Annotated in this window: 20 protein-coding genes, 2 tRNA genes and 1 pseudogene; 3 read left to right on the forward strand and 20 right to left on the reverse strand. The window is 67.8% G+C overall.

Annotated features, from left to right (window positions below):
• Positions 1–225 (forward strand): annotated as a pseudogene (locus tag Tfont_RS12425) (transposase); the annotation flags it as partial.
• 4 nt (positions 226–229) lie between these two features.
• On the opposite strand, the gene Tfont_RS12430 reads toward Tfont_RS12425, so the two are convergent.
• The 5 genes from Tfont_RS12430 to Tfont_RS12455 form a co-directional block, all read right to left on the reverse strand.
• Positions 230–718 (reverse strand): hypothetical protein, encoded by a 489-nt coding sequence (locus Tfont_RS12430; RefSeq protein WP_143969674.1) that lies wholly within the window; start codon positions 716–718, stop codon positions 230–232.
• The gene (locus Tfont_RS12435) at positions 715–2115 is read right to left on the reverse strand and encodes a recombinase family protein (RefSeq protein WP_143969675.1); all 1401 of its coding nucleotides are present in this window, start codon (positions 2113–2115) and stop codon (positions 715–717) included. Before Tfont_RS12435 ends, Tfont_RS12430 begins: the two co-directional genes overlap by 4 nt.
• 29 nt (positions 2116–2144) lie before the next feature.
• Positions 2145–2618 carry a DUF2924 domain-containing protein gene (locus Tfont_RS12440; RefSeq protein WP_143969676.1) on the reverse strand — a complete coding sequence of 158 codons (474 nt, stop codon included), beginning with the start codon at positions 2616–2618 and terminating at the stop codon, positions 2145–2147.
• A 320-nt stretch (positions 2619–2938) separates the two neighbouring features.
• Complete coding sequence (locus tag Tfont_RS12450; protein ID WP_260682386.1) at positions 2939–3865, reverse strand: ImmA/IrrE family metallo-endopeptidase; 927 nt, start codon at positions 3863–3865, stop codon at positions 2939–2941.
• Positions 3862–4209: a helix-turn-helix domain-containing protein gene (locus tag Tfont_RS12455; protein ID WP_091534243.1), complete on the reverse strand. Its 348-nt coding sequence runs from the start codon at positions 4207–4209 to the stop codon at positions 3862–3864. The genes Tfont_RS12450 and Tfont_RS12455 overlap by 4 nt, the downstream gene beginning before the upstream one ends.
• A 241-nt stretch (positions 4210–4450) precedes the next feature.
• Between Tfont_RS12455 and Tfont_RS12460 the strand changes: the two genes are divergently transcribed.
• Together Tfont_RS12460 and Tfont_RS12465 are read left to right on the forward strand one after the other, a co-directional pair.
• Positions 4451–5704 (forward strand): hypothetical protein, encoded by a 1254-nt coding sequence (locus Tfont_RS12460; RefSeq protein WP_143969678.1) that lies wholly within the window; start codon positions 4451–4453, stop codon positions 5702–5704.
• A gap of 3 nt (positions 5705–5707) precedes the next feature.
• The gene (locus Tfont_RS12465) at positions 5708–6670 is read left to right on the forward strand and encodes a hypothetical protein (protein WP_143969679.1); all 963 of its coding nucleotides are present in this window, start codon (positions 5708–5710) and stop codon (positions 6668–6670) included.
• Between the two features lie 263 nt (positions 6671–6933).
• Here Tfont_RS12465 and Tfont_RS12470 read toward each other — a convergent pair.
• The 15 genes from Tfont_RS12470 to Tfont_RS12540 form a co-directional block, all read right to left on the reverse strand.
• Positions 6934–7009, reverse strand: a tRNA-Phe gene (locus Tfont_RS12470).
• A gap of 34 nt (positions 7010–7043) precedes the next feature.
• Positions 7044–7790, reverse strand: coding sequence for a response regulator (locus Tfont_RS12475; RefSeq protein WP_143969680.1), 747 nt, complete (start codon positions 7788–7790; stop codon positions 7044–7046).
• Between the two features lie 9 nt (positions 7791–7799).
• Positions 7800–10109: an ATP-binding protein gene (locus Tfont_RS12480; protein WP_143969681.1), complete on the reverse strand. Its 2310-nt coding sequence runs from the start codon at positions 10107–10109 to the stop codon at positions 7800–7802.
• Positions 10106–10747 (reverse strand): DUF4390 domain-containing protein, encoded by a 642-nt coding sequence (locus Tfont_RS12485; RefSeq protein WP_185974533.1) that lies wholly within the window; start codon positions 10745–10747, stop codon positions 10106–10108. The genes Tfont_RS12480 and Tfont_RS12485 overlap by 4 nt, the downstream gene beginning before the upstream one ends.
• A 31-nt stretch (positions 10748–10778) precedes the next feature.
• On the reverse strand, positions 10779–12116 hold the full coding sequence (gene rsmB, locus Tfont_RS12490; RefSeq protein ID WP_260682387.1) for a 16S rRNA (cytosine(967)-C(5))-methyltransferase RsmB: 1338 nt from the start codon (positions 12114–12116) through the stop codon (positions 10779–10781).
• The gene (gene rpoC / locus Tfont_RS12495) at positions 12113–16312 is read right to left on the reverse strand and encodes a DNA-directed RNA polymerase subunit beta' (protein WP_143969683.1); all 4200 of its coding nucleotides are present in this window, start codon (positions 16310–16312) and stop codon (positions 12113–12115) included. The genes rsmB and rpoC overlap by 4 nt, the downstream gene beginning before the upstream one ends.
• 24 nt (positions 16313–16336) lie before the next feature.
• A complete protein-coding gene (rpoB, locus tag Tfont_RS12500; RefSeq protein ID WP_143969684.1) occupies positions 16337–20452 on the reverse strand; it encodes a DNA-directed RNA polymerase subunit beta in 4116 nt (1371 codons plus the stop codon).
• Positions 20453–20715: 263 nt separating this feature from the next.
• Positions 20716–21093 carry a 50S ribosomal protein L7/L12 gene (rplL, locus tag Tfont_RS12505; RefSeq protein ID WP_068607177.1) on the reverse strand — a complete coding sequence of 126 codons (378 nt, stop codon included), beginning with the start codon at positions 21091–21093 and terminating at the stop codon, positions 20716–20718.
• Positions 21094–21135: 42 nt separating this feature from the next.
• Positions 21136–21636: a 50S ribosomal protein L10 gene (rplJ, locus tag Tfont_RS12510; protein ID WP_068607175.1), complete on the reverse strand. Its 501-nt coding sequence runs from the start codon at positions 21634–21636 to the stop codon at positions 21136–21138.
• Positions 21637–21916: 280 nt separating this feature from the next.
• On the reverse strand, positions 21917–22618 hold the full coding sequence (rplA, locus tag Tfont_RS12515; protein ID WP_068607173.1) for a 50S ribosomal protein L1: 702 nt from the start codon (positions 22616–22618) through the stop codon (positions 21917–21919).
• Between the two features lies 1 nt (position 22619).
• Positions 22620–23051: a 50S ribosomal protein L11 gene (gene rplK / locus Tfont_RS12520; protein WP_143969685.1), complete on the reverse strand. Its 432-nt coding sequence runs from the start codon at positions 23049–23051 to the stop codon at positions 22620–22622.
• A gap of 225 nt (positions 23052–23276) precedes the next feature.
• Entirely contained in the window at positions 23277–23855 is a 579-nt protein-coding gene (gene nusG / locus Tfont_RS12525) for a transcription termination/antitermination protein NusG (protein WP_068607170.1), read from the reverse strand.
• 2 nt (positions 23856–23857) lie between these two features.
• On the reverse strand, positions 23858–24238 hold the full coding sequence (gene secE / locus Tfont_RS12530) for a preprotein translocase subunit SecE (RefSeq protein WP_143969686.1): 381 nt from the start codon (positions 24236–24238) through the stop codon (positions 23858–23860).
• Positions 24239–24366: 128 nt separating this feature from the next.
• Positions 24367–24442: transfer RNA gene (locus Tfont_RS12535), tRNA-Trp, on the reverse strand.
• 41 nt (positions 24443–24483) lie between these two features.
• Positions 24484–24610: EF-Tu C-terminal domain-related protein (locus Tfont_RS12540; protein ID WP_076887029.1), on the reverse strand; the 127-nt coding region annotated here is incomplete at its 5' end.

The raw sequence follows: 24610 nt of genomic DNA on the forward strand, positions 1-24610 counted from the left end.
TCGGCCCGGTGCTGGGCATCGTGCATCGTGTGATCGCCGGTTGGCTTGCCGATCAGGCCGGCGTGCCGCGGGATACGGCGCAATGCGGTGCGGTGACCCTGATCCAGCGCTTCGGCAGCGCGCTGAATCTCAACATCCACTTCCACATGCTGTGGCTCGACGGCGTGTACGAGGACACCACCGAGCGTCCGCAGCGCAAGCCGCGCCTGCACCGCACCCGTGCGGCCGGTCACTGGGCCGGTGGCGGAAAACCCAGCAGCCGGCGCTGTTCGGCCCAGTCGCGGGGCAGCAGATCGTGCCGGCCACGCAGGGTCTGCAGGTTCAGATGGCGGGGCTGGCGCCCGTCCAGGATGGCCTCGACGATGTCGGGGGCCAACAGGGTCAGGCGCAGCACCTCGGCCACCCAGCCGGGTTCCAACTTCAGGGAGCGGGCCAGGTCGGTCGTCGTGGGATAGCGCCCCTCCTCGAGCAGCCGCTTCCAGTAGAAGGCCTTGCCGAGCGTCTTGATCATCGACGCGTCCAGTCCTCCCGCGGCTGAGGCTGCGGACTCGGGCGTCGGCGGGATCAGGAGCTTGCGGTTTTGCCGGCGCTTGATCGTCAGGGGCACCAGGGTCACCCGCTGCCTGTCGCTGACGTAGCTGCGTGCGTCGTTGCCGATCTCGACCCGGATCGCGCGACGGCGGGAGTTCGCAGTCGGATCGGGAGGCGACCGGGTCATGCCAAGGCCTCTTCGGCGCTCGCGCGGCATTCGTCGACCAAGGGATGCGCGCCGATCTCGGGCCCCAATCCCAGCCAGCCGTCTTCACGCCAGAGGATGTCGAGTCCGTGCTCATGCAGTTGCACCCGCTCGATCAGCAGCCGCGCGATGCGTTGCTGCTCGGCCGGGAACAACTGCGCCCACACGTCGCCGATGCGTCGCATCGCCACCACCACCTGCGCTTCGTCGAGGGCGGCACCCGCCGGGTGGCGCTGGCACGCCCGCCAGGTGCCGATCAGCACCTCCGGCGCCGAGAGCGCCGCGTGGATCTGCGCGAGCACCGCGTTCTCGATCTCGGCCGCGGGCAGGTGCCCGACGTCCGGGACGTCCGGCGTCAGGTTTGCGCCCGCGTTGCGGCGCTTGTGCAGGTAGGGGACGTAGTAGCGGTAGGTGCGTCCGCTCTTCTTCTTCTTGACGAAGGTGTGCAGCATTCGCTGCCCATCGGGTGCGAACAGCAGCCCTGCGAGCAAGGCCGGATGCTTGGCCCGATGTTCGCGCGGCGCCTGCTTGCGGCGCTCGATGAAAGCGTGCACGGCGTCCCACAGGTCTCGTGGCACGATCGCTTCGTGTTGGCCGGGATACCACGTGCCGTGGTTGCGGATCTCACCCAGGTAGATGCGGTTGCGCAGCAGCGCGAAGATGAACTGCTGGTCGATGGGTCGGCCCGTGCGCCGGCGCCCGCCTTGGGTCACCCAGGCCTTGGTGGTGTGCCCCTCGATCGCCATCTCCCGCACCAGCCGTGCAGCCGAGCCATGCTCGGCGTAGCGCCGGAAGATGTCACGCACGAGTGCTGCCTCGCGCTCGTTGACGACGAGCTTGCGATCGACGACGTCATAGCCCAGCGGCGGCATGCCGCCCATCCACATGCCCTTGGCCTTGGAGGCGGCGATCTTGTCGCGGATGCGCTCGCCGGTGACCTCGCGCTCGAACTGCGCGAAGGACAGCAGGATGTTGAGCGTGAGCCGCCCCATCGAGGTGGTGGTGTTGAACTGCTGCGTGACCGAGACGAAGGAGACGCCGTTGCGGTCGAACACCTCCACCAGCTTGGCGAAGTCGGCGAGGCTTCGCGTCAATCGGTCGATCTTGTAGACGACCACGATGTCGATCCTGCCGGCCTCGATGTCGGCGAGCAGCCGTTTGAGCGCAGGGCGGTCCAGGTTGCCGCCCGAGTAGCCGCCGTCGTCGTAGCTGTCGTCGATGGCGATCCACCCCTCGTGACGCTGGCTGGCAATGTAGACCAGCCCAGCGTCGCGCTGCGCTTCGAGGCTGTTGTACTCCTGGTCGAGCCCTTCGTCGGTGGACTTGCGGGTGTAGACCGCACAGCGCCTCGATGGCGTGACGGGACCAGGCGTCGGCATGGTCGACGGGGATGCGGGCCATCGTGATCTCATGCCGGCTCCTTCTGGCCGCCCTTGGTCTTGAGGCCGAAGAACGCGGGGCCCGACCAATGCGTGCCGGTGATGTGGCGGGCAATCGCCGTCAGGCTCTTGAACCGCTGCCCCTGATACTCGAAGTCATTGGGCCCGCGCACCAGGACGCGGTGCTCGACGTCGTCGAAGATCCGTGTGAGCACCGTGCCCGGCAGCAGCCGACTCGCGTCGCGGCGCAGTTGGCGCGGCAGAATGCCCGTCTCACCGATCTCCTCGAGCTTGCGGCGGGTGGCGGGCTTCAACCCGCCAAAGGCGCGCTCCTGGATCCTGTAGGCGAGCCGGCTCTCCAGCCACGTGCGGTGGTGGTGCTTGGGCCGCTCCTCGAAGTACTCGTCCCACAGCGCCCAGAGGCTGTCCATCGACAGGTGGGGCAGCTGCGCGACGCGGGCGGCGACGGTGGCCGGGTCTGCGGGGCTTGCGTGTGTCGTCATCGGCGAACTCCTCGTGCGTGATCGGGGTTCGCATTCACGCGCTGTGGCCCGCAGAAGCCAAGGCCAACCGAGTCGCTGTCGGTGGCGGGACGGCCAGGCGGCGGAAAGGGGCGTGCGCGCAGCCGCAGCAGGGCGCAGGCCAGCAGATCGACGATCTCTTGGTGCGCGTGCCGAGGCCGATCAGCCTCGAGGGCCGGGGAGAGGGGTTCGGGTTCGCGCATGGTCGGCGTTTCGATGGAGAACGCCGCTCATGCTAGGAATCGAGGGGCTCCGCGTAACGGGTTTTGGCGGGGATGCGCGGGCTACGGCGCCCTGCGTCATCACACCTGGTGCTGGCCTGCCGAGACGAACCGGTCGTAGCTGTCGAAGCTTTCGCCGTCCTGCCACGCCAGATCCCAAGCGCGTGGCTCTGCACTTTCCAACAGCAGCAGGGTCAGGACGCGATCTCTCGAGGTGTAGCTGTGCTTGAACTCACGCAGCTTCATGTGGGGTGCCTCCTCCGGGCACCAGATCGCGGCGGACATCTCGACGCCATCCCATGCCTGCTCGACGCTCGCGTCGGCGGCGAGCGTGCCGGGTAAGGGCTCTTGCGGATCGCCGCTGCGCCGGATGCGCGCCCGGGTTCTCACGGCGCTGCTGCTGCGCCATTCGTACTTCGCGTAGCCGTTGTCCCAGTAGACCAAGATGGCGCGCTGCGGGGTGAACTTGATGAAGCGGATGCACAACGCCTCGAACGAGACCTGGAAGCGCTTGGCAATGCCACTGAGGACGTGCAGATCGATGCGTCGGTTCGAGATCCACTCGCGCAGCCGATCGCCGGGCATCAGCAAATTGCTGGCGAAGTCGTCGGCCTCGCGCTCGATCAGGCGCATGGTCTCGTGGCCCGAGTAGACGCTTTCCTTGTCACAGTTGAAACGCGGCTGCCGGTCGCGGTGCAGGACGAAGTGCCCGAGCTCGTGAGCGATGGTGAATCGCTGGCGCTGCGGGCTGACCGCGCCGTTGTAGGCGATACCCCAGACCTCAGGGTCACCGGGGTCCCGCGCCAGCAGGCCCTCGAAGGCATCGTCGTTGAACTGCACCGGGGGACGAATTTCCCGAACCCCTTTGCCGTAGGGCGTGGTCGGCAGCATCTGCCGCACGACATCGAGATCGACGGCCTCGGGCACGTCCGCGCCATACCAAGCCCGCAACCAGTGGTGGACTTTGTTGGCGGCGATCGCGCCGTTGAGGGCCGGGGGCGTGTTCACCTTTTGCTTTCCGGCAGATCCTTGTCCGGGAAGATGATCTTCAGCGCTTGGCGCACCCGGTCCTTCTCAGCTTCGGTCATGCCGGCGTACGCCCGGAAGAAGGCCACATCCTCGGGGCTGGCCTCGGGGACCTGGGGCATGGGCTCGCCCATGATGTCCTCCATCGTGACGCCCAGCACCTTGGCCAGCGCCTGCACGCGCTCGGCCGAGGGGCGTTGGCCCTCCTTCATCTCCAGTTCCCAGATGTAAGCCTTGGTGCAGCCGACCGCGTCGGCCACCTGCTGCAGGGTCAATTTCTTCGCCTCGCGGAATCGCCGCAGGCGAGATCCAAACGCGGAAGCCATGGCGATGCCCCGTCTCGAATCACGGGAAGTGTTGGAATGCGATCCGACAGTATAGCCCTGTAATACCAAACGCCGCTAGATGTGCCATGCAGTTTGACAAGCGGATCAGGCCGGGACACAATCGCGCTGTATCACGCTGCTTTACTTTGGCGTGACACAAGTTCAGTCAGCCGTCGCCGGCCCGCGTGCCCGATCCATCGGTCCGCAGCCCTCGACACCTCTTGCGGAAAGGACCGAGAAGATGAAGAAGACCTTCGTCGACGTGCTGCTCGAACTGCCGGTGGACGCGACCCTCAGCGCTTTCCTGGCCTCGCAGGGCCTGCCCGTGGCCGCCGATTTCGACTGGGAGGACACGCCGCGCACCTCGCAGGCGCTGGTGGAGGCCGTTCGCGCCTGGCCCGACGTCGCCGCCCGTGATCGTTTGATCGGCAACCTCATGGCCAGCATCCAGTTGGCCGACCCGGCCGGCAAGCAGGCGATGTTCCAGGCCGCCGCCGGGGACGGCGCCGCGCTGCTGGGCCTGGTGGGATGCCGGAGCGACACCCACCGCTCCTTCTGGCTGTATGCCAATCATCCGGCGCTGTTCGAGCGGGCCTGCGAGTTCGACTACCTCGAGCGCCACGGGTCGCAGGCCCAGCAGCACGACCTCGGCGTGAAGCGCCGGCCGAACGCCTCGGATGCCGCGCTGACCGCGCTGCGCCAGGCCATCTCGGCCTTCTATGAGCGCGAACTGCAGTGCGGCGACGGCAGCGTGGCTTACCTGGTGGAACGCCGCCCCGGCGTGTTCCTGCTGACGGTCCACGTCAAGGACCTGGCCATGCTGCGCCTGGAGTTCGAAGGGGCGACGCTTACTCGGCGCGTCGGCAATCCGAACATCGACATGGTGTTGGAGTACGCCGTCGCCACCGGGGTCGTTCGCACCCTCGTGCGCGGGGGCGCCAAGTACCACCAGATGCTCGTGGACGCCTTCGCCGAGCACCTGCTGGGCGTCAAGGTGGACGCGCACCGCATCAAGCCGCCGACGCTGGACCTGTCGGTCTTGCGCCTGGGCTTCGACGTGCCGCAGGCCGTGGCGGACGGTTTCGTGGCGCTGCAGGTCAAGTCCCTCACGGTGTTGAGCCCGAGCACGGCACTGAAGCTCGATTGCACGGCGATGGCGTCGAGCGAGCAGCGCTGCGTCACCGAACTGCTGCGCGAGGAGTTCCCCGGTGAGGACCCGCTGGCCCGCGGCTGGTTGATCACGTCGGCACGCATCAACCTGTACTACCCGCCCGAACCCGGAAAGGCGCGTTCCAAGGTCGTCACGGTCGAGGTGACGCGTCGCGGACGGCTGAACCTGCACAAGTTCGATGCCGCGTTGCAGGCGCAGTTGGAGGGCTACCTGGTCTCGCTGGGCATCTTGCAGCCCGGCCAGACGCTGAACGTCCGGGAAGCGCCGCCGGAAGCGGGAACTGCCAATCCTGAGCCGCATCCCTCCACGATTGGCGAGGACTAACCGGTGGCCACGCACGACGCCTGGGCCCTGGTGTGCCGCTTGTTCGCGGGCGGCACGCCCATCCTTCGAGCCGCGCTCTCTCCCCGCGAGAGCGCCGCCTTGCCGGCCCTCGGGCAGGCGGTGAAGCCCACGACCCTGGACCAGCGATTCGTGCTGTGTCCCTACTGCCACCAGCACCGGGCGCAGGTCTGGGGCGGCGGGCGCCGGGGGTCTAGTTGTCAGTGCCCCGAGTGCGGGCCGGTGGCCGTCGAGGCCGACGACATGGCCGCGTTGGCGCTGGACGAGGAGTGGCTGCGCCGAAAGCTGCGGCTGGCGCTTTCGATCGAGAGCCGCGACGGCATCGACGCCCTCGGCGATGGCGTGTGGCGCCTTGGCGATTCCCGGTGCTCGCCAGTCCTGCTGGCGCGCGATCTGATCCGGCTATGGCGCGAGCCGGCCCTGCTGGACCGGGTGCGGGTCGCAGGAGGGGCGATCCGCGTCATCACGCCGAAGCCGCGCGAGACGCGCGGGGCGCCCTTCGGCCCGGGCGTGGAGTGGCTGGCGCTGGAGGATCGCTTCGCCTTCTACGGAGGCGGCATCTCGTTCATCGGCATGCCGGGTGAGCCACCTGCTCCGCAGGCCAGCGATCCAAGGACGCCGGTGAAGGGGCCTTTCTCGGCGGATTTCCGCTGGGTCACGCTGCCCGAGGGGCCGCACGGCCCGATCCGGCTGACCGAGGCTCAGGCCGCGGTCTTCGACGCACTGTGGTCGTTCAAGGGGGAGCCCCGCACCGCCGAACAGATCATGCGGCGCGCCGGGCTAGACAGTGACAAGCCCATCGACGTGTTCAAGGTCAAGGCGCGCGACAGGGGCAAGCCGGAAGCAGAAGGGCCTCTGGTTGCCTACCGCGAACTTGTGGAGACGCGACGGCGCGAAGGCTTGTACTGGATGCCCTGTGCGGCCGCCGAGGTGAGTGCGTTGGCCTGATGGATCGCCCGAGCAAGCGCCATGGACAACTGCTCTGCGTGACGCAGGTGTAAGTCACGGTGGCGCAAGGCCGCTTGCGTGCGCTTGCGCCAAGAAGTTGGCGCAGGTTTCGAGAGAAGAGAGGGCGGAGCGGAGTCGAACCTGCCCCGTTCAGGCGCCCCCGGCAGTGGGGCGCAGCGCAGGCAGAACGGCCCGGAACCCCGCACGGTGCGCGGAACCCGGAAACGAAAACGCCCAACCGGAGCCGGTTGGGCGTTGAATGGTGGTGGCCTGGGGCGGAATCGAACCACCGACACGCGGATTTTCAATCCGCTGCTCTACCAACTGAGCTACCGGGCCAACAGAACCCGCATTATAGCGGAAGATCGCGCCCTCACGCCCCGTTGCGCTTGGCGCGGGACAGATCCACCCCCAACTGCTTGAGCTTGCGGTACAGGTGGGTGCGCTCCAGCCCCGTTTTCTCGGCCACGCGGGTCATGGAGCCGTGCTCCTTGGCCAGGTGGAACTCGAAGTACGCCTTCTCGAACGCGTCGCGGGCCTCGCGCAAGGGGGCGTCGAGGTCGAGCGTCTGCAAACCGGCGCCCGCCGCCGGCACGGCCACCGCACCCGCTTGAGCGCCGGCCGCCGCCGTCCCCGTGGCGCCCCCCGGCGCTGCGGCCTGCCCATCCGCGGCCATGCCAGCGCCACCGGCAGTACCACCCACGCCCGACGGGGCGGCCCCATTGGGCACCCCGGCCGAGCGCGCTGCGCGCAACGGCCCGCGCGCCAGCCCCTTCTCGACCGCCTGCAACAGCTTTTGCAGGGTGATGGGCTTTTCTAGAAAGGCCATGGCGCCGATGCGCGTGGCCTCCACGGCCGTATCGATGGTCGCGTGCCCGCTCATCATGATGACGGGCATGGTCAGCAAACCGGAGGTGGCCCATTCCTTGAGCAGGGTGACGCCGTCGGTATCCGGCATCCAGATGTCGAGCAACACCAAGTCCGGGACGAAGCGATGGCGTTGCGCGCGCGCCTGCGCGGCGTTCTCGGCCAGCTCCACCGCGTGGCCTTCGTCATTGAGAATCTCGAACAGCAGCTCGCGGATACCGAGTTCGTCGTCGACGACCAGAATATTTGCCATCGTCTGCAGTCACCCGTTGGTGGGAGCCCCCTGTGGAATCTGTTGCATATTTGCAACCCTGAATGATAGCGAGACTTGTGCGCCCAGGGTTCGGTCGCCGTCGCGGCGGTTGAGCAGCTCGACGCGCCCGCCGTGCTCGTCCATGATTTTTTTGACCACCGCCAGGCCCAGCCCGGTGCCCTTGGGCTTCGTGGTGACGTAGGGCTCGAAGGCGCGCTGCAGAATCGCCTCGGCGAAGCCCGGTCCCTCGTCAATCACCTGCAGCCGCACCCATTGCCCGTTGTCGGAGACGCGCGTGCGCAGCGTGACGCCGCCACCACTGGCCGGGGTGGTGGCGTCCTGCGCGTTTTGCACCAGGTTGTGCACCACCTGGCGCACCTGCTGGGCGTCGGCCAGCACGGGGGGGCATGCGGGGTCCAGGTCCAGCCGCACCGGCACGGCAGAGGCCTCGTACATGGCCACGATTTCGCGCAGCAGCGGGGCCAGATCCAGCGGGGCCAGCTGCGCCGCCGGCAAGCGGGCGTAGTCGCGAAACTCGTTGACCAGGCGCTTCATGGCCTCGACCTGATCGACGATGGTCTTGACCGACTTCTGCAGCATGGCCAGATCGGGCCCCTGCAAGCGCGGCTCCAGCTTGAGGGCCAGCCGCTCCGCGGAAAGCTGGATGGGCGTCAGCGGGTTTTTGATTTCGTGCGCCAGCCGCCGGGCCACCTCACCCCAGGCCTGGGCGCGCTGAGCCGAGATGATGTCGCTCACGTCATCCAACACCAGCAGATGGTCGCCACCGGGCAGCAGCGCCCCGCGGGCGATCAGGGTGCGGGCCGCCGCCGGGGCCTGGATCGCATTCGGTGCATTCGGGGCCTGCAGCTCGTGCGGTTGCTGCCAGTGCGCGCCCTCGGTGGTACCTTCCGGGTCCGCGACGAAGCGTGCAAACTGCGCCCGCACCCAGGCGCCAAACGGCTGCAGCTCGGGGATCGATTCCAGTGGTTGCCCCAAATGGTCGCCCAAGGGCACGCGCAGGATGCGGGCCGCGCCGGGGTTGGCGCTGCGCAGGCGGCCGTCCGGCGCCATGACGATGACGCCCGAGGTGAGGTTGTCAAGCAGCGTCTGCAGGCTGGCGCGCGCGGCGTCCACCTGCTGCATGGAGGCCTGCACGGCCTGCCGGGCGTCCGCCAACTCCTGCGTCATGTGGGCAAAGGTGCGGGTCAGCCCCGCCAGTTCGTCGCGCGCGGGCAGGGCCACTTTGGGCCCCAGGTCGCCGCGGGCCACGTCGCGCATGCCCTCGGCCAGCAGCAGCAGCGGCCGCACGAGTTGGTTGCCCAGCAACACCGCCAGCAACACCGCCCCGGCCACGGCCAAAAACAGCGCCAGGGTCAGCGTGCCAATGTACATGCTGCGCAAGCCGTCGCGCACCAGCGCGCGTTCCTGGTACTCGCGGTTGGCGGCCTGCACCGCCAAGGCATTGGCCACCAGCGCAGGCGGCATGGCAGCGGTGACCTGCAGATAGCGGGGCTCCAGCCCAAAAGAAAAGCCCCCGGCGGGCACATAGGCCAGCACACGCACGCGGGGCAGCGCGGCGGCGGACAGGCCCATCACCTCCCGCGGATCGGACAGGGTTTCCAGCTCCTCCAAACCCTCGATCCAGGTCACCACCCGTTCCGAGCGGGCGCGACGCAACTGGGTCGGCGACGGCCGCTCCGGCGCGAGGCGGAAGCGCGACTCGCCGGCGCTCGCGATGGCACGGCCCTGCGCATTCCACAGCACGACGTCGGTGGCCCCGCTCTGATCGCGCCAGCCTTCCAAGGCCACCCCCGCAGCGCCGTCGCCGCTGTTGGCAATGGAGGCGGCCAGGCCGCGCGTCTTGGTGGCCCACTCGGCGCTCACGGTGTCCAGCGCGGTACGCCCCAGCTCCAGCCCGGCGCGCAGGGCGGTCTCCACCCGCGCGTCGAACCAGGTTTCGATGGCGCGGCTGACGAACTGGTACGAGACGACGTAGATCAAGGCCCCCGGCACCACCCCCACCAGCCCGAAGATCGCCGCCAGCTTGAGCAAAAGCCCGCTGCCGAAACGGCCGCGCCGCAGCCGCACGATCAGGCGCGCGGCCAGCCACAGCAGCACACCGGCTAGGGTGGCCGCCACGCCCAGGTTGAGGATGAGCAGCCGGGTATAGGTTTCAGGCTTGACGGCGCGGTGATCGGTAGCCAGGGTGAGCAGATAGAACAGCACCAGGCCGACGCCCAGGATGAACAGCAGCCCCAGCGCCAGAAACCAGCGCAGGTTGCGCGCCCGCACCGCGTCCCGCTCGCGGGCATTGCTCATTCACGGGCCTCCGTGGGCTCCAGCGCCTCGCCCCCGGGGGCGGCGGGCACCTTGAACACCGCGTGCCAGCCGGGGGGCGGCTCGCTCGCCCACCCGGGCAATATCTGCAGCGGGCGGGGAAGCCGCCCGGTGTCCAGACGAAACTCCGCCTCCAGCCGCTCGTCCCCGCGCAGGCCGGCGGCCGACGCCACCCGCCAGCGCTGGACGGAGCGCGCCAGCGCCAGCGCCTCGCCCAGGGTGTCCAGGCTGCGATGCAGCGCACCCGCCGCCGCGGCGTCGTCGTGCGCCCCACCTTCGTGCACGCTCAGCCGCCAGCGCTGGGTCAGGGGCTGATACACCAGCCGGACGGTGCGCACGACGCTGGCCAACTGCCGATCGGTCCAGTACCAGCGGGGTTGGCGCAGTTCGGCCCGCCAGACGAAGTGCAGCGGCACACCGCGGTGCAACGCATCGGTCAACTGCGCCGGCAGCTCCAGCGGCACGCGCGCCGACAGGTACAGGGCATCGGGCGTGCGCTCCAGCCGCCAGTGCGCCGCATCGCCTTCGGGCGCGGCCCAGCCCCGGCGCGGGGGCAGCGCGGTCGCCGCCAACGCCACCGCCCCGCCGGCGATGGCGCGCAGCGCGGCGCGGCGCCGCATCCCGACGGACGCGGCACCGGCGCAAAGCCCTTCACCCCTTGGCGAGCAAGGCGTAGAAAAATCCATCCATGCCACGCCGCGCATTGTCGCCCATGGCGTGCGCGGAGACGAAGCCGGCTGTGGTATCCGTCGCATCGGCCGCCAGCCCGCCGGGCAGCAAATGACCGGGGGCGGGCAGCGCCCGAGCCTGCGGATGGCGGGCCAGGAAGTCGGTCACGACATCCGCCCCCTCGGCCCGAAACACGGAACAGGTGGCGTAGAGCAGCCGCCCGCCGGGGGCCAGCAAGGGCCACAAGGCGGCCAGCAGGCGCCGCTGCTCGGCCGCCAGACGGTCGATGTCGCCAGGTCGGCGCAACCAGCGCACATCCGGGTGGCGCCGCACGATGCCCGAGGCGCTGCACGGCGCATCGAGCAAGATGGCATCGAACGGCCGACCGTCCCACCAATCGGCTGGCGTGCCGGCATCCGCCGTCAGCACACGCACCTGCCCCGCCGCAGGCAGGCGCAACCGGCGCAGCGTGTCGCGGATGCGCTCGGCGCGCGCGCCGTCCGCATCCAGCGCCCACAGGTCCAGATCGGCGCGCTCCAGCAGGTGGGCCGTCTTGCCGCCGGGGGCGGCGCAGGCATCCAACACCCGGGCGCCGGCGGGCAGACCGTCCCCCAGCAGCAGGGGCGCCGCGAGCTGCGCGGCGCCATCCTGCACCGAAACGGCGCCCGCCTCCCACCCGGGCAGGCGCTCGACCGGCACCGGATCGGCCAGCACCAGCCCGTCTGCCCCGATGGGGTCGGCCGCCCAGCCAAGCGCCGCCAGCCGCGCCCGATACGCCTCGCGCGACGTCTGGCGGCGGTTGACGCGCAACACCATCGGCCCGGGCCGATCATCGGCCGCCAACACGGTGGTCCACTGGTCCGGGTAGTCCTGCTGCAGGCGCTGCACCCACCACTCGGGGTGATTCCAGCGCCCCTCGGGCGTGGCTTGGGCGCGGATCAACAGGGCGTCGCGCTCGCGCAGAAAACGCCGCAGGCAGGCGTTGACGAAGCCGCGCAGCGCCGGCGCACGCAACCGCGGCAGGGCCTGCACGGCCTGATCGACCACGGTATGCGCGGCATACGCCGTGCCCTGCAGCAGCAGCGCCAGCGCCACCTCCAGCAGCGCGGCCACTGGGGGGGGCGGTTTCCGTTCGGCCAGGGCCCCGACCAATGCCCGCGCCGTGCCCGCGCGCCGCAAGGTGTCGAACACCAGCGCCTGGGTGCCAGGGCGCAGCGGCGCCGGCACCGCGGGCAACAGATCGGCCAGCGAGCGGCCGGCGTGCACGTCGGCCACGCAGCGCGCGGCCTCGGCCATGAGGTCAGACAGGGGGGGCGTCAAGCCGTCTCGTCGTCGGCGTCGCCGCCGGCCATCGACAGCGCGTCGGCCTCGGCGATGGCGCGGCGCTCTTCCTCGTCCATGCGCTCCTTGGCGCGACGCGCCTCGTGGAAGGCCATGCCGGTGCCAGCCGGGATCAGACGACCCACGATGACGTTTTCCTTCAAGCCGCGCAGCTCGTCCTTCTTGCCCATGATCGCGGCCTCGGTCAGCACGCGCGTGGTTTCCTGGAACGACGCCGCGGAGATGAACGAATCCGTCGACAGCGACGCCTTGGTGATGCCCAGCAGCAGGTTGCGGAAGGTCGCCGGCGTCTTGCCCTCGGCGCGCAGTGCGTCGTTGGTGTTGAGGATCTCGGAGCGCTCGACCTGCTCGCCCGAGATGTAGTGGCTGTCGCCGGGGTTGTCCACCTCGACGCGGCGCAACATCTGGCGCACGATCACTTCGATGTGCTTGTCGTTGATCTTCACCCCCTGCAGGCGGTAGACGTCCTGCACCTCATCGACGATGTAGCGCGACAGCTCCTCGATACCCAGCAGGCGCAGGATGTCCTGCGGATCGGCTGGGCCGTCGACGATGAGTTCGCCCTTGTTGACCACTTGGCCCTCGTGCACCAGGATGCTCTTTTCCTTGGGCACGAGTTCTTCCCAGACCTTACCGTCGGGATCGGTGATTTGCAGGCGCACCTTGCCTTTGGTCTCCTTGCCGAACGAGACGGTACCCGTGATCTCGGCCAGGATGCCCTTGTCCTTCGGGCTGCGGGCTTCGAACAGCTCGGCCACGCGCGGCAGACCGCCGGTGATGTCGCGCGTCTTCTGGCCTTCCACCGGGATGCGCGCCAGCACCTCGCCGGGGTGGATGCTCTGCCCGTCGCGCACCTGGATCAGCGCGCCGACCGGGAAGGTCACCGTCACCGCGTGGTCGGTGCCGGGGATCTTGACCTCCTTGCCCTCGGCGTCGATCAGCTTGACCTGCGGGCGCACCACCTTGGTGGCGCCGCGGCGCTTCGGGTCGATGACCACCAGCGTCGACAGGCCGGTGACCTCGTCGACCTGCTTGGCCACGGTCAGGCCTTCCTCGACGTTTTCGAACTTCACCACACCGGCGAATTCGGTGATGATGGGGCGCGTCAGCGGATCCCAGTTGGCCAGGATGGTGCCGGCCGTGATGCGCTGATCCGCCTTGACCGCCAGGATCGCACCGTACGGCACCTTGTGGCGCTCGCGCTCGCGGCCGTTGTCGTCGTGGATGACGATCTCGCCCGAACGCGCGATGACCACCAGCTCGCCCTTGGCGTTGGTGACGTAGCGCATGGTGCTGTTGAAGCCGACCACGCCGTTGGACTTGGCCTCGACGCTGGATGCCACCGCCGCGCGCGACGCCGCCCCCCCGATGTGGAAGGTGCGCATGGTCAGCTGCGTGCCGGGCTCGCCGATCGACTGCGCGGCGATGACGCCGATCGCCTCGCCGACGTTGACCAGCCCGCCGCGGCCCAGGTCGCGCCCGTAGCAGCGCGCACACACGCCGTAGCGCGTCTCGCAGGTCAGCACGGTGCGCACGCGCACCTCGTCCACGCCGGCCTGCTCGATCAGGTCCACCGCGTCCTCATCCAGCATCTGGCCGGCGGCCACCAGCACGCGCTGCGTTTCGGGGTCGACGATGTCCTCGGCCGTGGTGCGGCCCAGGATGCGCTCGCGCAGGCTCTCGATGACCTCGCCGCCCTCGACGATGGCGCGCATCAGCGTGCCGTTGGCGGTGCCGCAGTCCTCCTCGGTGACGACCAGGTCCTGCGTCACGTCGACCAGGCGGCGCGTCAGGTAGCCGGAGTTGGCGGTTTTCAGCGCCGTGTCGGCCAGGCCCTTGCGCGCGCCGTGCGTCGAGATGAAGTACTGCAGAACGTTCAGGCCCTCGCGGAAGTTGGCGGTGATCGGCGTCTCGATGATCGAGCCGTCGGGCTTGGCCATCAGGCCGCGCATGCCGGCGAGCTGGCGGATCTGGGCGGCGGAGCCGCGCGCGCCGGAGTCGGCCATCATGTAGATGGAGTTGAACGACTCCTGCTCGACCTCGTTGCCGTGGCGGTCGATGACCTTCTCCTTCTTGAGGTGCTCCATCATCACCTTGGAGATCTCGTCACCGGCCTTGCCCCAGATGTCCACCACCTTGTTGTAGCGCTCGCCCGCGGTCACCAGACCCGAGGCGTACTGCTGGGCGATTTCCTTGACCTCGGCCTCGGCGCGCTCGATGATGGATTGCTTTTCGGCCGGCACCAGCATGTCGTCGATGCAGATCGAGATGCCGGCCTGCGTCGCCAGACGGAAGCCGTTTTGCAGCAGCTTGTCGGCGAAGACCACCGTCTCCTTCAGGCCGCACTTGCGGAACGAGGCGTTGATGAGCTTGGAGATCTCTTTCTTCTTGAGCGGCTTGTCGATCAGCTCGAACGGCAGCCCCTGGGGCAGGATCTGCGACAGCAGCGCGCGGCCCACGGTGGTGTCGCGCAGCTTGGTCACGGCCTGCAGCTCGCCGGTCTCCTTGTTCTTCAGCCACTCGGTCAGGCGCACGCTGACGCGGCTGGTCAGCTCCACCACGCCGGCGTCCAGCGCGCGCTGCACCTCGGCCACGTCGGCAAAGACCATGCCCTCGCCCTTGCCGTTGATGCGCTCGCGCGTGGCGTAGTACAGGCCCAGCACCACGTCCTGCGACGGCACGATGGAGGGCTCGCCGTTGGCCGGGAACAGCACGTTGTTCGACGACAGCATCAGCACGCGCGCTTCCATCTGCGCCTCGATGGACAGCGGCACGTGCACGGCCATCTGGTCGCCGTCGAAGTCGGCGTTGAACGCCGCGCACACCAGCGGGTGCAGCTGGATCGCCTTGCCCTCGATCAGCACCGGCTCGAACGCCTGGATGCCCAGACGGTGCAGCGTCGGCGCGCGGTTGAGCAGCACCGGGTGCTCCTTGATGACATCCTCCAGGATGTCCCACACCACCGGCGTGCCGGCCTCGACCTCCTTCTTGGCCGCCTTGATCGTCGTGGCGATGCCCATCTGCTCCAGCCGCGCGAAGATGAACGGCTTGAACAGCTCCAGCGCCATCAGCTTCGGCAGGCCGCACTGGTGGAGCTTCAGCGTCGGGCCGACCACGATCACCGAGCGGCCCGAGTAGTCCACGCGCTTGCCCAGCAGGTTCTGGCGGAAGCGGCCGCTCTTGCCCTTGATCATGTCCGCGAGCGACTTGAGGGCGCGCTTGTTGGCGCCCGTCATCGCCTTGCCGCGGCGGCCGTTGTCCAGCAGCGAGTCCACGGCCTCCTGCAGCATGCGCTTCTCGTTGCGCGCGATGATCTCGGGGGCCTTGAGCTCCAGCAGGCGCTTGAGGCGGTTGTTGCGGTTGATGACGCGGCGGTACAGGTCGTTGAGGTCGGAGGTGGCGAAGCGCCCGCCGTCCAGCGGCACCAGCGGACGCAGATCCGGCGGCAGCACCGGCAGCACCTCCAGGATCATCCACTCGGGCTTCATGCCGGACTTCTTGAACGCCTCCAGCACCTTCAGGCGCTTGGCGTTCTTCTTGACCTTCATCTCCGAGCCGGTCAGGTCGTTGCGCAGCTTCTCGATCTCGGTGTCCAGATCGATGCTTTGCAGCAGGTCCTTGATGCCCTCGGCGCCCATCTTGGCGACGAACTCGTCACCGTACTCGCGGCGCTTGGCGTCGTAGTCGTCCTCGGACATGATGCTGAACTTCTTCAGCGGCGTCATGCCGGGGTCCACCACCACATAGGCTTCGAAGTACAGCACGCGCTCGATGTCGCGCAACGTCATGTCCAGCACCAGACCCAGGCGGCTGGGCAGCGACTTCAGGAACCAGATGTGCGCGCACGGCGCGGCCAGCTCGATGTGGCCCATGCGCTCGCGGCGCACCTTGGTCTGGGTCACCTCCACGCCGCACTTCTCGCAGATCACGCCGCGGTGCTTGAGGCGCTTGTACTTGCCGCACAGGCACTCGTAGTCCTTGATCGGGCCGAAGATCTTGGCGCAGAACAGGCCGTCGCGCTCCGGCTTGAAGGTGCGGTAGTTGATGGTTTCGGGCTTCTTGACCTCGCCGAACGACCACGACCGGATCTTCTCCGGCGAAGCCAGACCGATCTTGATGGCGTCGAAGTGCTCGTCGGGCGTGAACTGCTTGAACAGGTCGAGCAAGGATTTCATGGCTTGCGTCCTCGGTTGGCTCTATCAGTTGCGTTCCAGCTCGATGTCGATACCGAGCGAGCGGATTTCCTTGACCAGCACGTTGAACGACTCCGGCATGCCGGCGTCGATGGCGTGCTCGCCCTTGACGATGCTCTCGTACACCTTGGTGCGGCCCTGCACGTCGTCGGACTTGACGGTGAGCATCTCCTGCAGCACGTAGGACGCGCCGTAGGCTTCCAGCGCCCAGACTTCCATCTCGCCGAAGCGCTGACCACCGAACTGCGCCTTGCCGCCCAGCGGCTGCTGCGTGACCAGCGAGTATGGGCCCGTGGAGCGCGCGTGCATCTTGTCGTCCACCAGGTGGTGCAGCTTCAGGTAGTGCATGTAGCCCACCGTCGTCTTGCGCTCCAGCGGATCGCCGGTGCGGCCGTCATGCAACTGCACCTGGGTGCGGCTCTCGGTCAGGCCCTTGGCGCGGGCCACCTCGTCCGGATAAGCCAGCTTGAGCATCGCGCGGATTTGCGCTTCGCTCGCCCCATCGAACACCGGCGAGGCGAACGGCACGCCCTTGGTCAGCTCGCGCGCCATCGCCAGGATCTCGTCGTCGGACAGCTCGTCGAGGCGCTCCGGGCGGCCCTCGCCGTTGTAGATGCGCTCCAGGAAGGCGCGAATCTCGGCCACCGCCGCCTGGCGCTCCAGCAGTTCGCCAATGCGCTCGCCCAGCCCCTTGGCGGCCCAGCCCAGATGCACCTCCAGCACCTGCCCGATGTTCATGCGCGAGGGCACGCCCAGCGGGTTGAGCACGATGTCCACCGGCGTGCCGTCGGCCATGTAGGGCATGTCCTCCACCGGCACAATCTTGGACACGACGCCCTTGTTGCCGTGGCGGCCGGCCATCTTGTCGCCGGGCTGCAGGCGGCGCTTGACGGCCAGGTACACCTTGACCATCTTCAGCACGCCCGCCGGCAGCTCGTCGCCCTGGGTCAGCTTGCGGCGCTTTTCCTCGAACGCGAGGTCGAAGCTGTGGCGCGTGGCCTCCAGCGCGTTCTTGATCGACTCCATCTGCGCGGCCAGATCGTCGTCGGCCACCCGGATGTCGAACCAGTGGTGCTTGTCCACCTCGGCCAGATAGGCCTTGGTCAGCACCGTGCCCTTGGCCAGCTTCTTCGGCCCGCCGTTGGCGGTCTTGCCGATCAGCAGCTTCTCCAGGCGGTCGTAGGCGTCGGCCTCGACGATGCGCAGCTGGTCGTTCAGGTCCAGGCGGTAGCGCTTGAGTTCATCGTCGATGATCTGCTGCGCGCGCTTGTCGCGCTGGATGCCCTCGCGGGTGAAGACCTGCACATCGATCACCGTGCCCTGGCTGCCCTGCTCGACGCGCAGCGAGGTGTCCTTCACGTCCGAGGCCTTCTCGCCGAAGATCGCGCGCAGCAGCTTTTCCTCCGGCGTCAGCGTCGTCTCGCCCTTGGGCGTGACCTTGCCGACCAGCACGTCGCCGGGCTGCACCTCGGCGCCGACGTAAATGATGCCGGACTCGTCCAGGCGGTTGAGCTGCTGCTCCGACAGGTTGGGGATGTCGCGGGTGATTTCCTCCGGCCCCAGCTTGGTGTCGCGCGCCATCACCACCAGCTCCTCGATGTGGATGCTGGTGTAGCGCTCCTCGGCCACCACCTTCTCGGAGATCAGGATCGAGTCCTCGAAGTTGTAGCCATTCCAGGGCATGAACGCGATCAGCATGTTTTGGCCGATCGAGATCTCGCCCAGGTCGGTGGAGGCGCCGTCGGCGATCACCGCGCCCTTGTGGATGCGCTCGCCCTTCTTGACGATGGGGCGCTGGTGGATGTTGGTGTTCTGGTTGGAGCGCTGGTACTTGATCAGGTTGTAGATATCCACGCCCACTTCGCCGGCCACCGCCTCGTCGTCGTTGACGCGGATGACGATGCGGGTGGCGTCGACATAATCCACCACCCCGCCGCGCTTGGCGGTCACGACGGTGCCGGAGTCGATCGCGGCGACGCGCTCGATGCCCGTGCCGACCAGCGGTTTTTCGGGCCGCAGCACCGGCACCGCCTGGCGCGACATGTTGGCGCCCATCAGCGCGCGGTTGGCGTCGTCATGCTCCAGGAACGGCACCAGCGACGCCGCCACCGAGACGATCTGCGCCGGCGAGACGTCCATGTACTGCACGCGGTCGGGCGTCGTCAGCACCGACTCGCCCTTCTCGCGCGCCGACACCAGCTCGCCGACCAGCCGGCCTTCCTCGTCCAGCTCGGCGTTGGCCTGCGCGATGATGTACTTGCTTTCCTCGATGGCCGACAGGTAGTCGATCTGGTTGGTCACCTTGCCGTCCACCACGCGGCGGTACGGCGTTTCGATGAAGCCGTACTCGTTGAGGCGCGCGTACAGCGCCAGCGAGTTGATCAGGCCGATGTTCGGGCCTTCCGGCGTCTCGATCGGGCACACGCGGCCGTAGTGCGTGACGTGCACGTCGCGCACCTCGAAGCCGGCGCGCTCGCGGGTCAGACCGCCCGGGCCCAGGGCCGAGACACGACGCTTGTGCGTGATCTCCGCCAGCGGGTTGGTCTGGTCCATGAACTGGCTGAGCTGGCTGGCCCCGAAGAACTCCTTGAGCGCCGCGGAGATCGGCTTGGAGTTGATCAGGTCGTGCGGCATCAGCGGCTCTTGCTCGGCCTGGCCGAGCCGCTCCTTGACCGCCTTCTCGATGCGCGCCAGGCCGGTGCGGAACTGGTTCTCGGCCAGCTCGCCGACGCAGCGCACGCGCCGGTTGCCCAGGTGGTCGATGTCGTCCACCTCGCCCTTGCCGTTGCGCAGATCCACCAGGATCTTGACCACGGCCATGATGTCCTCGTTGGTGAGGACCATCGGGCCTTCGGCCGTGTCGCGGCCGACGCGGGCGTTGAACTTCATGCGCCCGACGCGCGACAGGTCGTAGGTCTCCGGGTTGTAGAACAGGCGGTGGAACAGCGCCTGCACCGCGTCCTCGGTCGGCGGCTCGCCGGGGCGCATCATGCGGTAGATCGCCACGCGGGCCGCGAACTCGTCGGCGGTCTCGTCCGTGCGCAGCGTCTGGCTGATGTAGGGCCCCTGGTCCAGCTCGTTGGTGTAGATGCAGGGCAGGTCCTGGATGCCGGCGGCGCGCAGCTTCTTCAGCAGCGTCTCGGTCAGCTCGTCGTTGGCGCGGGCGATGATCTCGCCGGTGTCCGGATCGACGATGCTCTTGGCCACCACGCGGCCGATCAGATAGTCCTCCGGCACGCTGATGTGGGTGGTGCCGGACTGCTCCAGCTCGCGCACATGGCGCGCGGTGATGCGCTTGTCCTTGGCCACCACCACCTTGCCGTTCTTGTCGGTGATGTCGAAGCGCGCCACCTCGCCCTTCAAGCGCTCCGGCACGAAGGCCATCAGCGCGCCGCTGTCCATCAGGCGGAAGTGGTCGTTGACGTAGAAGTTGGCAAGAATGCTCTCCGGCGTCAGGCCGATGGCCTTGAGCAGGATGGTCACCGGCATCTTGCGGCGACGGTCGACGCGGAAGTACAGCAGATCCTTGGGGTCGAACTCGAAGTCCAGCCACGAGCCGCGGTAGGGGATGATGCGGGCCGAGAACAGCAGCTTGCCCGAGCTGTGCGTCTTGCCCTTGTCGTGCTCGAAGAACACCCCGGGCGAGCGGTGCAGCTGCGACACGATCACGCGCTCGGTGCCGTTGATGATGAAGGAGCCCTTGTCGGTCATCAGGGGCACCTCGCCCATGTAGACCTCCTGCTCCTTGACCTCTTTGACCACCTTGGATTGCGGCGTGGAGGCCTCGCGGTCGTAGATGATGAGCTGCACGCGCGCGCGCACGGCCGACGCAAAGGTCAGACCGCGCGTCTGGCACTCGCGCACGTCGAACACCGGCTTGCCCAGCGTGTACTCGACGAACTTCATCTCCACGAAGCCGTTGTGCGACACGATCGGGAAGGCCGACTCGAACGCGGCCTGCAGGCCAACCGGCTTGCGCTCACGCGGGGGGACGTCCGCCTGCAGGAACGCGGTGTAGGCGTCCTTTTGCATCTGCAGCAGATAGGGGATTTCCAACACGCTGTCGCGGCTGCCAAAGCTCTTGCGGATGCGCTTGCGTTCGGTGTAGGAGTACTGGGCCATGAGATCTCCGGGCTTGAGGTCTGCGGCGACTGGGTGGAACGCACCGTCGGGGGCGCCCACGGGGAAATTCTTGGCGACCGGCCCCTACCGGTCTCTGGGCGGACGGCCCGCGCGTGGCGCGCAGGCCCGAACCAAGCGGTCTTGCTGCAGTCGGGGTCAGAAGACACGGCAAAGCGGTCGGGCGACCGTTTTGCCGTGCGCTCTGCAAGCGGCAAAGGCTGGAGGCCCCTGCGAGGCGCTCCAGCCCTTGGACGGCGAGCCGATTACTTGAGTTCGGCCTTCGCGCCGGCTTCTTCCAGCTTCTTCTTGGCGGCTTCGGCGTCGGCCTTGGGCATCGCCTCCTTGACGGTCTTGGGCGCGCCATCGACCAGGTCCTTGGCTTCCTTCAGGCCCAGGCCGGTGATCTCGCGCACGGCCTTGATCACGCCAACCTTGTTCGCGCCCGCTTCCTTCAGGATCAGGTCGAACTCGGTCTTCTCTTCGGCGGCCGGAGCGGCAGCGCCGCCACCCGCAGCGGCCGGAGCCGCCATCGCCGCGGCGCTCACGCCGAACTTCTCTTCGATCGCCTTGACCAGATCGTTGAGCTCCATCACCGTCATGGTGTCCAGAGCGGCCAGGAATGCGTCTTTGTCGAATGCCATGATGATTTCCTAAAAACGGTTGGATTGGGGACGACGGCCGGATCAGGCGGGCTGCGCCTCGCCCTTCTTCTCGGCCAGGGCCGCCACGACGCGCGCCAGGCGGGACACCGGCGACTGCATGAGGCCCAGCAACTGCGACAGCAGCACTTCCTTGGAAGGAATGCTCGCCAGCGACTTCACGCCGTTGACATCCAGCGACTTGCCGGCATAGACACCGCCGCGCAGGACCATCTTGTCGTTGGTCTTGGCGAACTCGACCACCACTTTCGCGGCGGCCACGGCGTCTTCCGAGAAGCCGTAGATGAGCGGACCGGTCATCTGCTCGACGGCGACCTCGAAGGGCGTACCGGCCACCGCGCGGCGGGCCAAGGTGTTCTTCAGCACGCTGACGGACACCCCTGCCTTGCGGGCTTCGACACGCAACTTCGTGAGGTCCGCCACCGTGATGCCGCGGTACTCGGCCATCACCAGCGTCTGCGCTTTGGCGGCGAGCGCCGACACCTCGTCGATGACGGCTTGCTTCTCACTGCGGTTCAGACTCAAGGTTGACTCCTTAAAAACACGGCCGCCGGGCGGAGGCCGTGCACCTGTTGCAGCGATCAACCGTTTTTGGAAACCGCACCGGCCGCAGCCGGCACCCGATTCCATCCGCGGCGGGATCGCCATCTGCGCTGGCCGCCGACCCGCAAGAGGCGGCATTTAGGCGGACGAGCGTCCGCACCAGCGGTCTTGGATGGCTTCGCCGCCCCGCAAAGACGGGAAGACGGCGAACCCACCACTGCGCCGCACCCCGGGCGAGCCCGCGGCGCGGCGCCGATTCCTGTCAGCCCGCGACCGTGATGGTCTGCGGATCGACGCGCACGCCCACGCCCATGGTCGAGGACACCGCGACCTTGCGCAGGTATTGCCCCTTGGCGGCGGCGGGCTTGGCCTTGTTCAGCGCATCGATCAGCGCGGCCAAGTTGCCCTGGAGCTTGTCGGCGTCGAACGAACGGCGGCCGATGGTGGTGTGCACGATACCAGCCTTGTCGACGCGGAACTGCACCTGGCCGGCCTTGGCGTTGCGCACCGCGGCGGCCACGTCCGGCGTCACCGTGCCGACCTTCGGGTTCGGCATCAGGCCGCGCGGACCCAGGATCTGGCCCAGCTGGCCGACCACGCGCATCGCGTCCGGCGCGGCGATCACGACATCGAAATCGATATTGCCGGCCTTGACCTGCGCAGCCAGATCGTCGAAACCGACGATGTCGGCCCCCGCCGCCTTGGCCTCTTCGGCCTTGGCGCCCTGGGCAAACACGGCGACGCGCTTGGTCTTGCCCGTACCGTTGGGCAGCACGACGGCGCCGCGCACGACTTGGTCCGACTTGCGCGGATCGACGCCGAGCTGCACGGCCACATCGACGGACTCGTCGAACTTGGCGGTCGCGCACTCCTTGACGATCGCCAGGGCCTCGGGCAGCGGGTACAGCTTGGTCGAATCGACCTTGCCCTGCAGGGCCTTTTGCTTCTTGGTCAGCTTCGCCATGTCACACGCCCTCCACGATCACACCCATCGAACGGGCGGAGCCGGCGATGGTCTTGACGGCAGCCTCCAGATCGGCCGCGGTCATGTCCTTCATCTTGGTCTTGGCGATTTCCTCGAGCTGGGCGCGCGTGATCTTGCCAACCTTCTGCGCGTGCGGCTTGGAGGAGCCCTTGTCCAGCTTGATCGCCTTCTTGATCAGCGTCGTGGCCGGGGGGGTCTTGATGATGAAGGTGAAGCTCTTGTCCGCGTAGGCGGTGATGACCACCGGCAGCGGCAGACCGGGCTCGACGCCCTGGGTCTGGGCGTTGAACGCCTTGCAGAACTCCATGATGTTCAGACCGCGCTGACCCAGCGCCGGACCGATCGGGGGAGAGGGGTTGGCTTTACCCGCTGGCACCTGCAGCTTGATGAAGCCGACAATCTTCTTGGCCATGAGTGATGTGCTCCTGCGAGTGCTGTCGGCGCGCGAACCGCCATGCGGCGGACGCAAGCACCTCCTCGCGCGAAGACCCGGTTTCGCCCCGTCCCAGCCAGCCCAAGCTGGCCGGACGGTCCGCCGTCGCCGAGCCGGTCTCAACAGCGGAAAGCCCGCGCCATATGCTTAACGTGGCGCGGGCCGGTGAACTTTGTATTATAGCGCTTTTTGAACCTGTAGGCGTCAGGTCTTTTCGACCTGGTTGAACTCCAGCTCCACCGGCGTGGCCCGCCCGAAGATGGTGACCGACACCCGCAGCTTGTTCTTCTCGTAGTTGACCTCTTCGACCGAGCCGTTGAAGTCCGCAAACGGGCCTTCCTTGACGCGCACCAGCTCGCCCACCTCGAACTCGATCTTGTGGCGCGGACGGTCGGTGCCCTCCTGCATCTGGCCGATGATCTTTTGGACCTCTTCTTCGGAGATCGGCGTCGGGCGGTTGCGCGCGCCGCCGACGAAGCCCGTCACTTTGCTGGTGTTCTTGACCAGGTGCCAGGTGTCGTCGTCCATGACCATCTCGACCAGCACATAGCCGGGAAAGAACTTGCGCTCGGCCGTGCGCTTGACGCCGTTCTTGATCTCGACGACTTCTTCGGTGGGCACCAGGATGCGGCCGAACTTGTGCTGCATGCCCGCGCGCTGCACCCGCTCCAGAATGTTGCGCTCGGCAGCCTTCTCCATGCCGGAGTAGGCATGCACGACATACCACCGCATGCCTTCAGCGGGGGTGGCGCTCATCGCCGGCGCCGCGTTCGATTCGCTCATATTCACCTCCAACCCAGGATGAGGCCGTACAGCACCCACTCCAGGAGCTTGTCCGTCAGCCACAGGAACAACGCCATGACCACGACGAACGCGAAGACGTACGCGGTCATCTGCGTCGCCTCCTTGCGGGTCGGCCAGACGACCTTTTTGACTTCCTTGACCGAGTCGCGCCCAAAGCCGATGAGCCGCTGCCCCGGCGTGGCCGTGGCACCGATGCCCAGCGCCAGCGCGATCGCCACCAGCAACACCGCCCATTGCGCCCAAGCGCCCTGGGCCGCCAGCCAGTAAAAGCCCACGAACCCGAGCACCACACATAGAGCAGCCGCAGCCAGCTTCGCCTTGTCCGCGCCGCTGCTGACGGTTTCGACATCCGTTGAGGCCATCGCCCTCACACCTTCAGAAGCTTGAGCTGCGCAGCAAACGCCGCGCACCAGAAACACAAGCCCGCTGCGGTCCGAGGACACGGGCGGGCTTGAACAACATCGCCGGCGCTGTGGCGCTTGTCACCGGCTGGCAGGGGCAGAGGGAATCGAACCCCCAACCTTCGGTTTTGGAGACCGACGCTCTGCCAATTGAGCTATACCCCTTCAGCGACCGACCAGGGGGCTGATCGGCCACGCCAACACTATCACTCGATGATCTTGGCGACGACGCCGGCGCCGACGGTGCGGCCGCCCTCGCGGATCGCAAAGCGCAGGCCCTCTTCCATCGCGATCGGCGCAATCAGCTTGACCGTGATCGAGACGTTGTCGCCC

Origin of the sequence: Tepidimonas fonticaldi, from assembly GCF_007556755.1 — a bacterium.
In the GTDB taxonomy this organism is placed as follows: Bacteria; Pseudomonadota; Gammaproteobacteria; order Burkholderiales; family Burkholderiaceae_C; genus Tepidimonas; species Tepidimonas fonticaldi.

Coding starts and splice junctions, on each gene's coding strand:
- nusG (WP_068607170.1), bottom strand. CDS start 23,855: ATGAGCGAATCGAACGCGGCGCCGGCGATGAGCGCCACCCCCGCTGAA.
- rpoB (WP_143969684.1), bottom strand. CDS start 20,452: ATGGCCCAGTACTCCTACACCGAACGCAAGCGCATCCGCAAGAGCTTT.
- Tfont_RS12455 (WP_091534243.1), bottom strand. CDS start 4,209: ATGGCTTCCGCGTTTGGATCTCGCCTGCGGCGATTCCGCGAGGCGAAG.
- Tfont_RS12440 (WP_143969676.1), bottom strand. CDS start 2,618: ATGACGACACACGCAAGCCCCGCAGACCCGGCCACCGTCGCCGCCCGC.
- rplA (WP_068607173.1), bottom strand. CDS start 22,618: ATGGCGAAGCTGACCAAGAAGCAAAAGGCCCTGCAGGGCAAGGTCGAT.
- Tfont_RS12475 (WP_143969680.1), bottom strand. CDS start 7,790: ATGGCAAATATTCTGGTCGTCGACGACGAACTCGGTATCCGCGAGCTG.
- rpoC (WP_143969683.1), bottom strand. CDS start 16,312: ATGAAATCCTTGCTCGACCTGTTCAAGCAGTTCACGCCCGACGAGCAC.
- rplK (WP_143969685.1), bottom strand. CDS start 23,051: ATGGCCAAGAAGATTGTCGGCTTCATCAAGCTGCAGGTGCCAGCGGGT.
- Tfont_RS12435 (WP_143969675.1), bottom strand. CDS start 2,115: ATGCCGACGCCTGGTCCCGTCACGCCATCGAGGCGCTGTGCGGTCTAC.
- Tfont_RS12485 (WP_185974533.1), bottom strand. CDS start 10,747: ATGCGGCGCCGCGCCGCGCTGCGCGCCATCGCCGGCGGGGCGGTGGCG.
- secE (WP_143969686.1), bottom strand. CDS start 24,238: ATGGCCTCAACGGATGTCGAAACCGTCAGCAGCGGCGCGGACAAGGCG.
- Tfont_RS12460 (WP_143969678.1), top strand. CDS start 4,451: ATGAAGAAGACCTTCGTCGACGTGCTGCTCGAACTGCCGGTGGACGCG.
- Tfont_RS12430 (WP_143969674.1), bottom strand. CDS start 718: ATGACCCGGTCGCCTCCCGATCCGACTGCGAACTCCCGCCGTCGCGCG.
- Tfont_RS12480 (WP_143969681.1), bottom strand. CDS start 10,109: ATGAGCAATGCCCGCGAGCGGGACGCGGTGCGGGCGCGCAACCTGCGC.
- rplL (WP_068607177.1), bottom strand. CDS start 21,093: ATGGCATTCGACAAAGACGCATTCCTGGCCGCTCTGGACACCATGACG.